We start from the raw sequence: 13850 nt of genomic DNA, 5'->3' as shown, positions 1-13850 counted from the left end.
GCCCGGCGCGCCTCCCGCGCCCTACCTGCCCGTCCCCCGGGTGCCCCATCCCTGTTTCGGAGCAGATCGTGTACTTCACCGACCGCGGTATCGAGGAGCTCGCCGACCGGCGCGGCGAGGAGGAGGTCACCCTGGACTGGCTGGCCGACCGGCTGCGGGAGTTCGTCGACCTCAACCCCGAGTTCGAGGTGCCCGTCGAACGCCTCGCCACCTGGCTCGCCCGCCTGGACGACGAGGACGACGAGGACGACTGACACCCGGGGCCCGGTGCGCCGGCCGGAACGCGCGGCGGCTCCCGACGGCCGTGCCACCGGTCGGCCCGTACGCGCGTACGGCACCCGTTCGTGGCCACGCGCTCATTGACGGACCGAGCGCGACTCGTTGACGGATCGAGCCCGTTCGCCGACGAGCCGAGCGCGTTCGCCGACGCGCCGAGCCCGCTTCCTTCGCGCCTGTATCGCGAATCCGCGGAGTGGCGGCGGAAAGCCGCTTGACGTGGCGGCTACGCGATATATCGTGTCTATGGGGTGGACGCGATATGTTGCGTTCCCGGCATCCAAGGAGGGGACCATGGGCGACACGTCGGAGCGGACCGTCTCCGAGCCCGCGACGTTCGTCTTCGACGAACAGGTCGACACCGTGACCGTCAAGATCGTCAACGGCGAGGTGAACGTCGTCGGCTCCGAGGGCCCGTCCGCCCGGGTGGAGATCACCGAGGTCGACGGCCCGCCGCTGAAGGTCTCGCTGAAGGGCGGCCGGCTGACCGTCGGCTACGAGGACCTGCGCTGGAACGGGTTCCTGAAGATCACCCGGAAGAGCTGGCGGCGCCGGGCGGTGGTCTCCCTGACCGTCCCGCAGCGGACCGCCGTCGAGGTGGCGACGGTCGGCGCCGGCGCGGTGGTGTCCGGTGTCTCCGGCAGCACCTCCGTGCAGGGTGTGGGCGGCGACACCACCCTGGTCGGCCTGAGCGGCAAGGTGCGGGCGCAGACCGTGAGCGGCAGCGTCGAGGCGCAGTCGCTCTCCGGCGACCTGCACTTCTCCACCGTCTCCGGCGACCTGACCGTCGTGGACGGCACCAGCTCGGCGGTCAAGGGCGACTCGGTCAGCGGCAACATGGTGCTCGACCTGGGCACCGTGCCCGGCGGCGACGTGCGGCTCAACACCGTCTCGGGCGAGATCGCGCTGCGCCTGCCCGAGCACGGCGACGCCGAGGTGGACGCCAGCACGACCAGCGGCCGGGTCTCCTGCGCCTTCGACGAGCTGCGGGTCGACGGCGGCTGGGGCGCGAAGCGGGTCAGCGGGCGGATCGGCGGGCGGATCGACGGCGGCACCCGGCTGCGCGCCACCACTGTCTCCGGCGCCATCGCGGTGCTCCGCCGCCCCAGCCTCGACGACTCCGGCCACGGAACCCCGGGCGGCGCACCGGAAACGGGCGCGTCCGGCCTGCGGAAGGAGTCCTGACATGGCCCCCGTCTTCGCCCACGGCCGGCTGCGGCTGTACCTGCTCAAGCTGCTCGACGAGGCGCCGCGCCACGGCTACGAGGTGATCCGCCTGCTGGAGGAGCGCTTCCAGGGCCTGTACGCGCCCTCCGCCGGCACCGTCTACCCGCGGCTGGCCAAGCTGGAGAAGGAGGGCCTGGTCACCCACTCCACCGAGGGCGGCCGCAAGGTGTACGCGCTCACCGACGACGGCCGCGCCGAACTCGCCTCCCGGGCCGAGGAGATCGCCGGCCTGGAGGCGGAGATCCGTGACTCGGTCTCCGCGCTGGCCGCCGAGATCCGGGCGGACGTCCGGGGCAACGCCGGCGATCTGCGCCGGGAGATGCAGGCCGCGGCGCGGCAGGCCAGGACCGACTCCGGCGGGTACGGCCGGGAGGGCCGCGGCTCCGAGGGCACCTCGTCCTGGGAGGAGGCCAAGCAGCAGTGGCGCGAGCAGGCCAGGCAGGCGAAGGAGGAGAGCCGCCGGGCCAAGCAGGAGGCCCACGACGCCCACCGCCAGGCCACGGCCGCGCGCGAGGCGATGGAGAGCGCGCGGGAGGAGGTGCAGCGCATCGCCCGGCAGGTGCAGGACCAGGTGCAGACGCACGCCCGGGCCGGGGACTGGCAGTCCGGGCTCCGCGAGGGCCTGGCCGAACTCACCCGCGAGCTCGGGAGGTTCGGCCAGGAGACGCCCCGGCCCGGCGCCGGCAAGGACGCCGCCTCCCCCTGGGGATGGGCGACCTCGCCCTCGCCCGAGGACGCGGACCAGCCGCACGACCAGCCGCACGGGGACGCGGACCAGCGGGAGGCCGAGGCCGCGAGTCCCGAACCGGACACCTCCACCGGCGCCCCCGAGAACACCGAGCGAGCCGGGAACACCGAGCGCACCGAGAATGCCGAGCGCACCGAGGACACCGAGCCGCCGTCAGCCGACCCGTTCCGTGACCTCGAACGCCTGCTGGACCGTTTCCGGGACGACGTCCGCGACGCGGCCCGCGACGGCGGCATCACAGACGCCCAGCTCCGCGAGGTACGCCGGCACGTCACCACCGCCGCGGCCGGCATCGCGGCCGTCCTCCGCCGCGGCGCCGACTGACCGACCAGGCCGGCCAGGCCGCCCGCACCGGCCTCCGCCTCCCCCAGGAGCGCGGAGGCCGCGCCGTCCCCGTCGTCCTCCGGCCCACGGGACACGGTTGCCCGCGGGCACCCGCAGGCCGGCCGACGGCTCACGACGACGGCGTGAGCACCAGCTTGCCGAAGACGTCCCCCTCGGCCAGCCGGGAGAACGCCTCGCGGGCGCGGGACATCGGCAGCACCGAGTCGACGACCGGCCGCACGCCGGTGGCGGCGCAGAAGCCGAGCAGGTCGGCCAGCTCGTCCTTCGTGCCCATCGTGGAGCCGACGACCTTCAGTTCGAGGAAGAAGATCCGGTTCAGCTCGGCGGCCGGCGGGTTCGGCCCGCTGGTGGCACCCGAGATGACGACGGTGCCGCCGGGTCGCAGCGACTTCACCGAGTGCGACCACGTGGCCGCGCCGACCGTCTCCAGTACGGCGTCCACCCGCTCGGGCAGCCGGGCGCCGGGCTCGAACACCCCGTGCGCGCCCAGGGCGGCGGCCCGCGCCCGCTTGCCCGCGTCCCGGCTGGTGGCGTAGACGCGCAGGCCGGCGGCCTTGGCCAGGACGATCGCGGCCGTCGCGACACCCCCGCCGGCGCCCTGCACGAGCACCGCGTCCCCGGGCCGCACCCCGGCGTTGGTGAAGAGCATCCGGTAGGCCGTCAGCCACGCCGTGGGCAGGCACGCGGCCTCCTCGAACGACAGCTCCGGCGGCTTGGGCAGCAGGTTCCACACCGGCACCGACACCCGTTCGGCGAACGTCCCCTGGTACCGCTCGGTGAGGATCGAGCGCGGCTCGTCCGGGCCGACACCGTGGCCGGTCTGCCCGACGACCGCGTGGACGACCACCTCGTCGCCGTTCTCGTCCACGCCGGCGGCGTCGCACCCGAGGATCATCGGCAGGCTCTTCTCACCCAGCCCGACCCCGCGCAGCGACCACAGGTCGTGGTGGTTCAGCGAGGCGGCGCGCACCTCGACGGTCGTCCAGCCCTCCCGGGCGGCCGGCTCCGGCCGCTCGCCCAGCTCAAGACCGTCCAGCGGGCGCTTCGCGTCGGTCCGTGCGGCGTACACAGCAAACATGGCCCGACCCTAGGCCCCTTACCGGTCAGCGGCAACGCTCCCCAGCCGCACTGGCCGCGCCCTCGATGATCCGCACCCGGTCCCCCGAACGTGCCGGATGGCGTACTCCAGCGGCCTCTCGGGGTCGCCGACGTCATACGGGTGGGGTTCGGCACTCAAACGGTCCTCCACGCGCGATCAGGCGACAGCGGCCGACACTCCGGAACGGTCCTGACCACCGCCCCACCGGTGCCGCCTCCTGGCTACCGAACTCCCCTCGACGGCAGGCACACACGCTCGCCACCCCACCCCTTCGGGTGATCCCTCGCGAGGAACTGGGCGAAGTCCCCGAGGTCATGCGTGGTTCCGGCCGCCGCCTGCTCCAACCCGCTCAGCAGGCGGCGCCGCAGACCGGGATCGGTGAGCGGCGCCGCCTCCGGCTCGGGGACGGACACGGCAGGTGCGGGGCTGAGGACGCCACCCGCGGTGGACTCGACGTGCTTCCGACGGTCCGGGGTGGCTCCGGCCCCGCCGAGGGGCAGCAGTCCACGCGGGTCCACCGCTGCATCCGTGACGATGTCGGACTCCTCGCTCTTCCTCAACAGGGGCACGGGCCATACCCGCAGGTCGCCTCGTCCGATCTCCGGCAGGCGGTGAGGCACGCGCATACCACCCACCCACCCCACCGGGGCACGTGGGCGATACCCACCTCGCGCGGGAACCTCAGCTCCGCGCCACGCCCGCCTCGCGCGCCGCCTCCGCGACCGCCGCCGTGACGGCGGGGGCCACACGGGGGTCGAACGGGGACGGGATCACCCGGTCGGGGGACAGCTCGTCGGCGACGACGGAGGCCAGCGCCTCGGCCGCCGCGAGCTTCATGGACTCCGTGATCGCGGTCGCCCGGACCTGGAGGGCGCCGGCGAAGATGCCCGGGAAGGCCAGCACGTTGTTGATCTGGTTGGGGAAGTCGCTGCGCCCGGTCGCGACGACCGAGGCGTACCGGTGGGCCACGTCCGGGTGGATCTCCGGGTCCGGGTTGGCCATCGCGAAGACGAAGCAGCCCTCGGCCATCTTCGCCACCGCCTCCTCCGGCACCGTGCCGCCGGAGACGCCGATGAAGACGTCCGCGCCCTCCAGCGCCGAGGCGAGCGAGCCGGTGAGCCCGGCCCGGTTGGTGTAGGCGGCGATCTCCCGCTTGACCGGGTTCAGGTCGTCGCGGCCCGCGTGCACGACGCCCTTGCGGTCGGCCACCGCCACGTCGCCGATGCCGGCCTCCACCAGGATCCTGGCGATGGCCACGCCCGCCGCGCCCGCCCCGGAGACGACCGCCCGCAGGTCGCCGAGCTTGCGCCCGGTCAGCAGGGCGGCGTTGCGCAGCGCGGCGAGGGTGACGACGGCCGTGCCGTGCTGGTCGTCGTGGAAGACCGGGATGTCCAGGGCGTCCTTCAGCCGCTGCTCGATCTCGAAGCAGCGCGGCGCCGAGATGTCCTCCAGGTTGATACCGCCGAAGGAGGGAGCGAGGCGGACGACGGTCTCCACGATCTCGTCGACGTCCGTGCAGTCCAGCGCGATCGGCACCGCGTCCACCCCGCCGAACTGCTTGAACAGGATGGCCTTGCCCTCCATCACCGGCAGCGACGCGCGCGGTCCGATGTCGCCGAGGCCGAGCACCGCCGTGCCGTCGGTGACGACCGCGACCACTCGCGAAGCCCACGTGAACTCGTCGGCCATTTCCGGCTGTTCGGCGATGGCCTTGCACACCTCGGCCACCCCGGGGGTGTAGGCCAGCGACAGGTCGGCGGCGTCCCGCAGCGCGACCGTGGCCGCGATCTCCATCTTGCCGCCGCGGTGCAGGGCGAACACCGGCTTGGCGGACAGATCCGCCACCGCGTCAGCATCCGCTGCGGCAACCGGTCCTGACGCTGTGTTCGAGCCGGTGTCCGTACCGGCCAGGGGGTTGATGATCTCCGCTGCCACTTGTGACCCCAAATGTCGATAGGTGAGGGAATCCTCCCCCGAAAGACGGGAAGAGGAGGGCGCGGCACGCGCACCGCCACGGACGAGTGAGAGTGGCGGCGGGCCGACGCCGGGCGCGCCGCACGCGCGCCGTGGCCCCCGGATGAGGGGTTGAAGATCCCGTTCTACCGGAAATCCGCGTCCGGTGACGGGTCGTCGGTGTTGCGCCGGCGGTTTGCGGGAAGGCACCCGCCCGGCGCGGCGCCACAACGGTCCGGCCCTGGTGAACCGGCCCGATGGGAGCCCGGGGATCGCCCGTTATCCGATTTTGACACAACGGGACCCCTGCTCGGAGCTGTCCGGATGGCAAGATGCACGGATCACACAGGGTGGCGGTCCTCGAAGACGCGTGCCAACGGCCACCTCCGTGCAATCCCGTTGTCCAGGAGGACACAAGCGATGACCGCAGGCTCTCCCCAGCCGCACAGCGCTCTCCCCCGACTCACCGCGGTCGCCGCACTGGCGGTCGCCGGCTCCCTGGTGCTCGCCGGGTGCGGCGACCAGACCAAGAAGGACGCCTCCCCGGCGACCTCCGGCACCGGCGCCGCGGCCAGCACCTCCACCGCGCCGCTCTTCTCCAAACTGCCGCAGAAGTACCAGGACTCGAAGGTCGTCAAGGTCGGCACGGACGCGAGTTACGCGCCCATGGAGCAGACCGAGAACGGCACGATCGTCGGTATCGACCCCGACATCGCCGCGGCCATGTCCAAGCAGCTCGGCGTCCGCTTCGAGTTCACCAACGGCACCTTCGACGGCCTGATCACCTCGCTCTACACCGGCCGCGAGGACGCCGTCATGTCCTCCATGAGCGACACGAAGAAGCGTCAGCAGGGCATCGACGACAACGGCAAGAAGACCGGGACCGGCGTCGACTTCGTCGACTACTACATGTCGGGCTCCTCCCTTCTGGTGAAGAAGGGCAACCCGGACCACGTCACCCAGCTCACCGACCTGTGCGGCAGGACGGTGGCGGTGCAGCGCGGCACGATCTACGAGGACGCCTTCAACCAGCAGAAGAAGGCGTGCGGCTCCAAGGGGCTGAAGGTCGAGTCCTACGACACCGACGCCGAGGCGCAGACCCGGGTGAAGGCGGGCGGCGCGGTGGCCGACCTCAACGACACCCCCGTCGCCGCCTACATCGCGCAGAAGTCCGGCGGCGCCTTCGAGGTGGCCGGCTCCCCGGCGGACGCGGGCCCGTTCGGCATCGCGACGGCCAAGGACAACGCCCAGCTGCGGGACGCCCTGCTGGCGGCGATGAACGCGATCATCGCGGACGGCACCTACACCAAGGTGCTCCAGAAGTGGAACGCCACGAGCGGCGCCATCCAGCAGGCGGCCGTCAACGGCGGTTCCTGACATGGGCGGGGTGACGACCGGCACGGAGGACCGCCCGCCGCGCGACACCGCCCGCGGCGCCCTCCCCTACGAGCCGATCCGGGCCGTCCCGGTGCGCCACTGGGGGCGCTGGGTGTCCGGCGTGGTGGTGCTCGCGCTGCTGGGGTGGCTCGGCTACGCCTTCTCGCAGGGCAGCGTCCTGTGGGGCACCGTCCGCGGCCGGCTCCTGGACCACACGGTGCTCCAGGGCGTCTGGCACACGCTCCTGGTCTCCGTCTGCGCGATGGCGCTCGGCCTGGTGCTGGGCGTGCTGCTGGCGGTGATGCGGCTGTCGCGGAACCCGGTGACCAGCGCGGTGTCGTGGCTGTACATCTGGTTCTTCCGCGGCACGCCGGTGTACGTGCAGCTGCTGATGTGGTTCAACCTCTCGTTGATCTTCCCCGTGATCAACCTGATGCCGCTGTACAAGAACGACACCGTCGCCGTCATCACCCCGTTCGTGGCCGCGCTGCTGGGCCTGGGGCTGAACGAGGGCGCGTACATGGCGGAGATCGTCCGGGCCGGCATCCAGTCGGTGGACGAGGGGCAGACGGAGGCGGCGCACGCGCTGGGCCTGACGAGTGGTCAGACGATGCGGCGGATCGTGCTGCCGCAGGCGATGCGGGTGATCATCCCGCCGTCCGGCAACGAGTTCATCAACATGCTCAAGACCTCGTCGCTCGTCTCCGTCGTGCAGTACACCGAACTGCTGCGCGCCACCTCGGACATCGGCAGCGACACGACGGCGGTGATGGAGATGCTCTTCGTCGCCTCGTTCTGGTACCTGGTGCTGACCAGCGTCTTCAGCGTCGGCCAGTTCTACCTGGAGCGCCACTACGCCCGCGGCTCGCAGCGCGCCCTGCCGGCCACCCCGTGGCAGAAGGTACGGGCGGTCCTGACCACCGTGCGCCGACCGAAGGCGGCCTGAGAGATGAGCACGACGAGCAACCTGTCCCTGGACAAGGGCACCCCGAGCGGTGCGGAGCCGATGGTGCGGGCCGAGGCGGTGCACAAGTCCTTCGGCGCCGCGCACATCCTCAAGGGCATCGACCTGGAGGTCGCGCCGCGGGAGGTGTTCTGCCTGATCGGTCCGTCCGGCTCGGGCAAGTCCACGTTCCTGCGGTGCGTCAACCACCTGGAGCAGATCAGCGCCGGCCGGCTGCGGGTCGACGGCGAGCTGGTCGGCTACCGGGAGCACGGCGGGCGGCTGTACGAGCTGCGCGACCGCGAGGTGGCCGCCAAGCGGCGCGACATCGGCATGGTCTTCCAGCGGTTCAACCTCTTCCCGCACATGACGGCGCTGGAGAACGTCATGGAGGCGCCGGTCCGGGTCCGGCGGGAGAGCAAGGCGGTGGCCCGGGAGCGGGCCGGCCGGCTCCTGGACCGGGTGGGGCTGGCCGACAAGGCCGGCTCCTACCCGTCCCAGCTGTCCGGCGGGCAGCAGCAGCGGGTGGCCATCGCCCGCGCGCTGGCGATGGAGCCGAAGCTGATGCTCTTCGACGAGCCCACCTCCGCGCTCGACCCGGAGCTGGTCGGCGAGGTGCTGGACGTGATGCGGGGCCTGGCCGAGGAGGGCATGACGATGATCGTCGTCACGCACGAGATGGGGTTCGCCCGGGAGGTCGGCGACGCACTGGTCTTCATGGACGACGGGCGGGTGGTCGAGTCCGGCCACCCGCGCGAGGTGCTGGGCAACCCGCGCCACGAACGGACGAAGGCGTTCCTGTCGAAGGTCCTCTGAGCCGAGGGTCCTCCGGGGCCTCTGGCTCGAAGGCCCCTTCTGGGCCCGGCGGGGGCGGGGCCCGGTTCACTCCGGGCCCCGCCGTCGTGCGTTCGCCGCTCCGGCGGGACGCGCGCCGCCACACGGCTGCGAGCGGGCCTACCGCGGCCCGAGCACCATCGTGTCCGAGGGCGAGGCCCACACCGCGCGGGCCTCCGCGAAGCCCGCCGCACGCAGCGCCCGCGCGTGCCACGCGGCCGAGGGGGTGTCGCCGTCGGCGTGCTCCCCGTAGATCCGGAACCGCTCCGCCGTGGGCTCGGCCGGCACCGGGTCGGCGGCGGCCAGCTGCCACCACTCGCGCCGGTCCAGCGCTCCGGCGGCCCTGGCCTCGTCCATCCGGGCGTGCCGCAGGGCGGATTCGGCGGCGTCGATCCCGGGCGTCGCCGGGTCGGGCATCCGGTCGGCGTTCAGGAAGACCCCGCCGAGCCGCACCAGCTCGGCCAACTGGCCGTAGAGCAGCTCCAGTTCGTCGCTGTGCAGCCAGTGCAGGGCGGTGGCGGTCAGCACCGCGTCGTAACGGCCGTGCGGCAGTGCGGCCGGCCGGTCGGGCGCCTTGAGGTCAGCGGTGGCGAACGCGGCGCGCTCGTCGCCCCCGAAGGTGCCGCGGGCGATGGCGAGCAGCGCCGGGTCGAGGTCGACGCCGGTGCCGCGGGCCCCGGGGAGGCGTCGCAGCAGCCGGTCGGTGATGCTGCCGGTGCCGCACGCGAGGTCGAGCACGAGGGGCGTCGGGCCGACGGTCGCCTCGACCATGTCGAGCATCACCCGGAAGCGTTCCTCGCGGTCCGGCAGGTGCCACTCCTGCCGGCGGTCCCAGCTGCGCTGCCAGGCAGCCCAGTCCGTACCGTACGAGCCCGTGCGGGTGCCCTGCTCCGTCTGCTCCACGCCGTGTCCCTCCCGGTCCGTAATACCCTGATAGCCACCGTGCTCATTACTGAGACGAGACGGCCATACGTAAGGATTACAAGTGGAACTTGCCTCTTACGCCGACTACGCGGTGCACCTGGTGAACACCGAGGAGCCCAGGCGCGGGACGGACGGCCTGGCCACCGCGGACGCGGTGCGGCAGCTCCTGGGCGCCGGCACCCTGCTCGCCGCCAGGGCGACCGAGGCCGACATCGCCCGACTGCGGGCCGTCCGCACCCGGCTCCGCGGCATCTTCGAGGCCGCCGACGAGGGGGACGAGGTGCGGGCCGTCGACCTGCTGAACGCGCTCATGCTGGAGTACCCGGTCAGCCCCCAGGTGTCCGGGCACGACTCCCTGGACGAGGCGACCGGACGGCGCGACTGGCACATGCACCTGGCCGACCAGGCCGCCAACGCCGCGGCCGCCTACTCGGCCAGCGCCTGCATGGGCCTGGCGGTCCAGCTCACCTCGCTGGGGGTGGACCGCCTCGGCATCTGCCAGGCGTCGCCGTGCCGCAACGCCTACGTCGACACCTCGACCAACCGGTCCCGCCGCTACTGCTCCGACCGCTGCGCCACCCGCGCCAACGTGGCCGCCTACCGGGCGCGCAAGCGCCTGGAGAGCGAGCGGTCCGCGCGCAGCGGGCGCACGCAGGAGGCCGCCCAGGAGGCCGCGCCGGCCACCGACCGCTGAAGCTCGCCCGGCGGCCGGAAACGGGCCCGCGCCCGGGCCAGCACCATCTCGTCCGGCACGGCGCCGAACTCCCGGCTGTCGTTGGCGACGAAGGCGTTGTCCCCCATCACCCACCAGCCGCCGGCCCGCCGCTCGACGGCCCGTTTGACGATCAGCAGGTCCTGCTGCAGCGGGTGCCGCAGCACCACCACGTCGCCCTCACGCACCAGCTCGGCCCCGCTGCGGATCTTCTGGATCAGCAGCCAGTCCCCGTGCAGCAGCGTGGGCGCCATCGACGGACCCGTCACCTCGACCAGCTGCCACGACAGCCTGGCCCCCTGCTCCCGCATCCTTCGCCTCCTGGCTCGATCCTCCACCCCAAGACACCACCAGAGTGGCATCAGACTTTTGTCCTCAGCCACCAGGGGCACCCGAGAAAACACGTACTCCAGGGAGTAATGTCGCACTCGAAAGACGATCACGAGGAAGGACAGCCATGTTCGCTCGCCTGTTCGCGCCCAAGGTAAAGGTCTCCGCCCACTGCGACCTGCCCTGTGGTGTGTACGACCCCGCCCAGGCCCGCATCGAGGCCGAGTCCGTGAAGGCGGTCCAGGAGAAGTACCAGGCCAACGAGGACGCGGACTTCCGCACCCGGGCGGTCCTGATCAAGGAGCAGCGCGCGGAGCTGGCCAAGCACCACGTGTCGGTCCTGTGGAGCGACTACTTCAAGGCCCCGCACTTCGAGAAGTACCCCCAGCTGCACCAGCTGGTCAACGACACCCTGAAGGCGCTCAGCGCCGCCAAGGCGTCCAACGACCCGGCGACGGGCCAGAAGGCCCTGGACCTGATCGCGCAGATCGACAAGATCTTCTGGGAGACCAAGCAGGCCTGATCCTGGATCATGCCTTCTGACCTGCCGTTTTCTTCTCAGCAGAGTCTCCCTGGCCGCACCCGGCCCGCAGGCCGCCCACCACGGCGCCCCTGACGGACCGGGTGCGGTGCCGTGTGCGCACCGCTTCCGCGCCGGACCCGGCGGCGGGACGGCGCGGCCGCGGGTTCCGGACTCGCCGTCCCTGTGGGGGGGTCACCCCCCTCCTGTGCGAAGGCGCCGGGGCCGGCCCTCGACAGCTCGTGTCCGGGCTCGGCGCCGCTCAACTCCCCCTTCTCGAACGAGGCTGCCCCGCACCGGGTTTCGCGTGCCCGATTGGCCCGGCCCGCACCGACTCATGCCCTCGCACATGAAGAAAAGTTCCAGGATTTACGTCCGGGTGGTTGCTAACTGCCAGTCGACCTCGCAAGGCTGCGGCCAGCAGCACGTTGCCATGCACACGCACACAGCAATGCGAGGAGCCTGGATGCACCGCCCCCTCAGAACCCCCCGCCGCCGCAGAGCGCAGACCGTCGTGGCGGCGCTGTCGCTGCTGGCCGGCCTCTCGGTGACCGCGGTCGGTACCACCACGACGGCCCAGGCCGCCGGCCCGCAGGCCACCCGGCAGGGCGAGTTCGCCTCCGCCGCGACGGAGTTCGGCGTCCCGCTGCCGGTGCTCGAAGCGGTGTCGTACTACGAGACCCGCTGGGAGGCGCACGGCGGCCAGGTGAACGCCGAGGCGGGCTACGGCCCGATGAACCTCACCGACCTCACCGCGTCGACCCTCGACACGGACGGGCTGTCCACCCAGTCCCCGCGCTACGCGAAGCTGCTCACCGCGCCGGCCGAGCACACCGCCCCGGCCGCGGCGAAGCTGCTGGGCACCGACGCCGCCGCCGTCGAGACCGACGAGGCGCAGAACATCCGCGGCGGCGCCGCCCTCCTCGCCTCGTACGCGAGGGGCTACGGGCACGGCCGGCTGCCGCGCACCGTCGACGGCTGGTACGCGGCGGCCGCCCGCTACAGCCAGTCCACCGAGGACTCGGTCGCCCAGGCCTTCGCCGACGGCGTGTGGGACGCGATGCGCACCGGCGCGGCCCGCACCACCGACGACGGCCAGCAGCTCACCCTGGCCCCGGTCCGCGGCCTGCACCCGAACCGGAACGACGTCCGCGAACTCGGGCTGAAGGAGGTCACCCCGCCGGAGGGCGGCCAGAAGCCGGAGTGCCCCAGGACCATCACCTGCGACACCGTCCCGGGTGCCTACACCCTGCTGGACCCGAGCGACCTCGGTGACTACGGCAGCCACGACCTGGCCGACCGCCCCAACGGCGGCCTGGACATCCGCTACATCACGCTGCACACCACCGACGAGACCTACGACGGCACGCTGGACCTCTTCACCGACCCGACGTACCAGGCCAGCGCCAACTACGTGGTGCGCTCCTCCGACGGGCTGGTCACGCAGATGATCCCGAACAAGGACATCGCCTGGGACAGCGGCAACCGGTCCTTCTACCAGCACTCCATCGGCATCGAGCAGGAGGCGTGGTCGACCCACGGGGCCACCTGGTTCAGCGAGGACCTGTACCGCTCGACGGCCGCGCTGGTGCGCTACCTGGCCGACGAGTACCACATCCCGCTGGACCGCGCCCACATCCTGGGCCACGACAACGTGCCGGGCAGCTCCGAGTCGGGTATCGCCACGCAGCACTGGGACCCGGGACCGGGCTGGGACTGGGCGCACTTCATGGACCTGGCCGGCGCGCCGATCCACGCCACCGCCGCCCCGTCCAGCGACGTGGTGACGATCGACCCGGCGTTCCAGGCGAACCGGCAGACCACGACGTACTGCGACGACCCGGCCGGCTACAAGCGGTTCCCCGGCCCGTACCGCTCGTACGACTGCCCGGTGACGTCGAAGGACGCGCCGTCCGACTTCGTCCCGCTGTACACCTCGCCGAGCACCACCGCCCCGCTGCTGGCCGACCCCTACCTGCACCCGACCGGGTCCGGCACCGACGCGATGAACGACTGGGGCGACAAGGCGTCCACCGGTGAGAGCTACGTGGTCGCCGACCGCAGGCCGGGCTGGACCGCGATCTGGTTCGGCGGCCAGGAGGCCTGGTTCCAGGACTCGTCGGGCAACCACCCGACGACGGTGCCGACCAGCGCCGAGCGGATCGTCCCCAAGGCCGGCAAGGCGTCCATCCCGGTCTACACGACGGCCTACCCGGAGGCGTCGGTCTACCCGGCGGACTTCGTGGCCTACGAGGGCGGCACGCCGCGCCCGCAGACCGCGGCGAAGAAGTACGCCATCCTGGCCGGGCAGTCCTACGTGGCCTCGGGCCCGGCGGTGAACACCGACACGTACTTCGCGATCGACTACGACGGCTCGGCTCCGTACGACCGGCACGACTTCGTCGGCACGACGAAGGTCTACGAGATCGTCTACAACCACCGGATGGCGTTCGTGAACGCCGCCGACGTGGACCTGGTGCCCGCCTCCTGACCGGAGGATCGGAGGCCCGGGGTGACCGGGGTGACCGGGTGACCCGGCCCACGAACCCTGCTCACAGACGC

At 72.3% G+C, this 13850-nt stretch carries 14 protein-coding genes; 9 read left to right on the top strand and 5 right to left on the bottom strand.

The window, feature by feature from the left end:
* The first annotated feature begins 68 nt into the window (after positions 1–68).
* The 3 genes from BS72_RS22695 (at position 69) to BS72_RS22685 (ending at position 2575) form a co-directional block, all read left to right on the top strand.
* Complete coding sequence (locus tag BS72_RS22695; RefSeq protein ID WP_037913089.1) at positions 69–254, top strand: DUF6104 family protein; 186 nt, start codon at positions 69–71, stop codon at positions 252–254.
* Between the two features lie 316 nt (positions 255–570).
* Positions 571–1461 (top strand): DUF4097 family beta strand repeat-containing protein, encoded by an 891-nt coding sequence (locus BS72_RS22690; RefSeq protein WP_051951484.1) that lies wholly within the window; start codon positions 571–573, stop codon positions 1459–1461.
* Between the two features lies 1 nt (position 1462).
* Entirely contained in the window at positions 1463–2575 is a 1113-nt protein-coding gene (locus BS72_RS22685) for a PadR family transcriptional regulator (protein ID WP_037913086.1), read from the top strand.
* 130 nt (positions 2576–2705) lie between these two features.
* On the opposite strand, the gene BS72_RS22680 is transcribed toward BS72_RS22685, so the two are convergent.
* The 3 genes from BS72_RS22680 to BS72_RS22670 form a co-directional block, all read right to left on the bottom strand.
* Entirely contained in the window at positions 2706–3674 is a 969-nt protein-coding gene (locus BS72_RS22680) for a zinc-binding dehydrogenase (protein ID WP_037913085.1), read from the bottom strand.
* A gap of 242 nt (positions 3675–3916) precedes the next feature.
* On the bottom strand, positions 3917–4264 hold the full coding sequence (locus BS72_RS22675) for a hypothetical protein (protein WP_051951482.1): 348 nt from the start codon (positions 4262–4264) through the stop codon (positions 3917–3919).
* A 112-nt stretch (positions 4265–4376) separates the two neighbouring features.
* Positions 4377–5540: an NAD(P)-dependent malic enzyme gene (locus tag BS72_RS22670; RefSeq protein WP_407639000.1), complete on the bottom strand. Its 1164-nt coding sequence runs from the start codon at positions 5538–5540 to the stop codon at positions 4377–4379.
* Positions 5541–6068: 528 nt separating this feature from the next.
* Between BS72_RS22670 and BS72_RS22665 the strand changes: the two genes are divergently transcribed.
* The 3 genes from BS72_RS22665 to BS72_RS22655 are packed head-to-tail and all read left to right on the top strand — an operon-like array spanning position 6069 to position 8784.
* Positions 6069–7025, top strand: coding sequence for an ABC transporter substrate-binding protein (locus tag BS72_RS22665; protein ID WP_037913079.1), 957 nt, complete (start codon positions 6069–6071; stop codon positions 7023–7025).
* Between the two features lies 1 nt (position 7026).
* Entirely contained in the window at positions 7027–7971 is a 945-nt protein-coding gene (locus tag BS72_RS22660) for an amino acid ABC transporter permease (RefSeq protein WP_037913077.1), read from the top strand.
* Between the two features lie 60 nt (positions 7972–8031).
* On the top strand, positions 8032–8784 hold the full coding sequence (locus BS72_RS22655) for an amino acid ABC transporter ATP-binding protein (RefSeq protein ID WP_037917217.1): 753 nt from the start codon (positions 8032–8034) through the stop codon (positions 8782–8784).
* 138 nt (positions 8785–8922) lie between these two features.
* On the opposite strand, the gene BS72_RS22650 is transcribed toward BS72_RS22655, so the two are convergent.
* Complete coding sequence (locus BS72_RS22650) at positions 8923–9729, bottom strand: class I SAM-dependent methyltransferase (protein ID WP_407639051.1); 807 nt, start codon at positions 9727–9729, stop codon at positions 8923–8925.
* A gap of 58 nt (positions 9730–9787) precedes the next feature.
* Here BS72_RS22650 and BS72_RS22645 point away from each other — a divergent pair, with 58 nt between their 5' ends.
* Complete coding sequence (locus tag BS72_RS22645) at positions 9788–10420, top strand: CGNR zinc finger domain-containing protein (RefSeq protein ID WP_037913073.1); 633 nt, start codon at positions 9788–9790, stop codon at positions 10418–10420.
* Here BS72_RS22645 and sodX read toward each other — a convergent pair.
* The gene (gene sodX, locus BS72_RS22640) at positions 10324–10749 is read right to left on the bottom strand and encodes a nickel-type superoxide dismutase maturation protease (RefSeq protein WP_037913071.1); all 426 of its coding nucleotides are present in this window, start codon (positions 10747–10749) and stop codon (positions 10324–10326) included. The genes BS72_RS22645 and sodX overlap by 97 nt on opposite strands.
* Before the next feature lie 146 nt (positions 10750–10895).
* On the opposite strand from sodX, the gene sodN reads away from it, so the two are divergent.
* A complete protein-coding gene (gene sodN, locus BS72_RS22635; protein WP_037913070.1) occupies positions 10896–11291 on the top strand; it encodes a superoxide dismutase, Ni in 396 nt (131 codons plus the stop codon).
* 463 nt (positions 11292–11754) lie between these two features.
* A complete protein-coding gene (locus tag BS72_RS22630) occupies positions 11755–13779 on the top strand; it encodes an N-acetylmuramoyl-L-alanine amidase (protein WP_037913069.1) in 2025 nt (674 codons plus the stop codon).
* Positions 13780–13850 lie beyond the last annotated feature (71 nt).

Origin of the sequence: Actinacidiphila yeochonensis CN732, assembly GCF_000745345.1 — a bacterium.
Lineage (GTDB): Bacteria > Actinomycetota > Actinomycetes > Streptomycetales > Streptomycetaceae > Actinacidiphila > Actinacidiphila yeochonensis.
Note: the sequence above shows the minus strand (reverse complement) of the source record. Positions and strands in the feature narration are given on the sequence as shown.

What these genes read in the sequence shown, in the direction of transcription:
- sodX (WP_037913071.1), bottom strand. Translation starts at nt 10,749, where the DNA reads ATGCGGGAGCAGGGGGCCAGGCTGTCGTGGCAGCTGGTCGAGGTGACG.
- BS72_RS22660 (WP_037913077.1), top strand. Translation starts at nt 7,027, where the DNA reads ATGGGCGGGGTGACGACCGGCACGGAGGACCGCCCGCCGCGCGACACC.
- BS72_RS22655 (WP_037917217.1), top strand. Translation starts at nt 8,032, where the DNA reads ATGGTGCGGGCCGAGGCGGTGCACAAGTCCTTCGGCGCCGCGCACATC.
- sodN (WP_037913070.1), top strand. Translation starts at nt 10,896, where the DNA reads ATGTTCGCTCGCCTGTTCGCGCCCAAGGTAAAGGTCTCCGCCCACTGC.
- BS72_RS22685 (WP_037913086.1), top strand. Translation starts at nt 1,463, where the DNA reads ATGGCCCCCGTCTTCGCCCACGGCCGGCTGCGGCTGTACCTGCTCAAG.
- BS72_RS22665 (WP_037913079.1), top strand. Translation starts at nt 6,069, where the DNA reads ATGACCGCAGGCTCTCCCCAGCCGCACAGCGCTCTCCCCCGACTCACC.
- BS72_RS22680 (WP_037913085.1), bottom strand. Translation starts at nt 3,674, where the DNA reads ATGTTTGCTGTGTACGCCGCACGGACCGACGCGAAGCGCCCGCTGGAC.
- BS72_RS22690 (WP_051951484.1), top strand. Translation starts at nt 571, where the DNA reads ATGGGCGACACGTCGGAGCGGACCGTCTCCGAGCCCGCGACGTTCGTC.
- BS72_RS22630 (WP_037913069.1), top strand. Translation starts at nt 11,755, where the DNA reads ATGCACCGCCCCCTCAGAACCCCCCGCCGCCGCAGAGCGCAGACCGTC.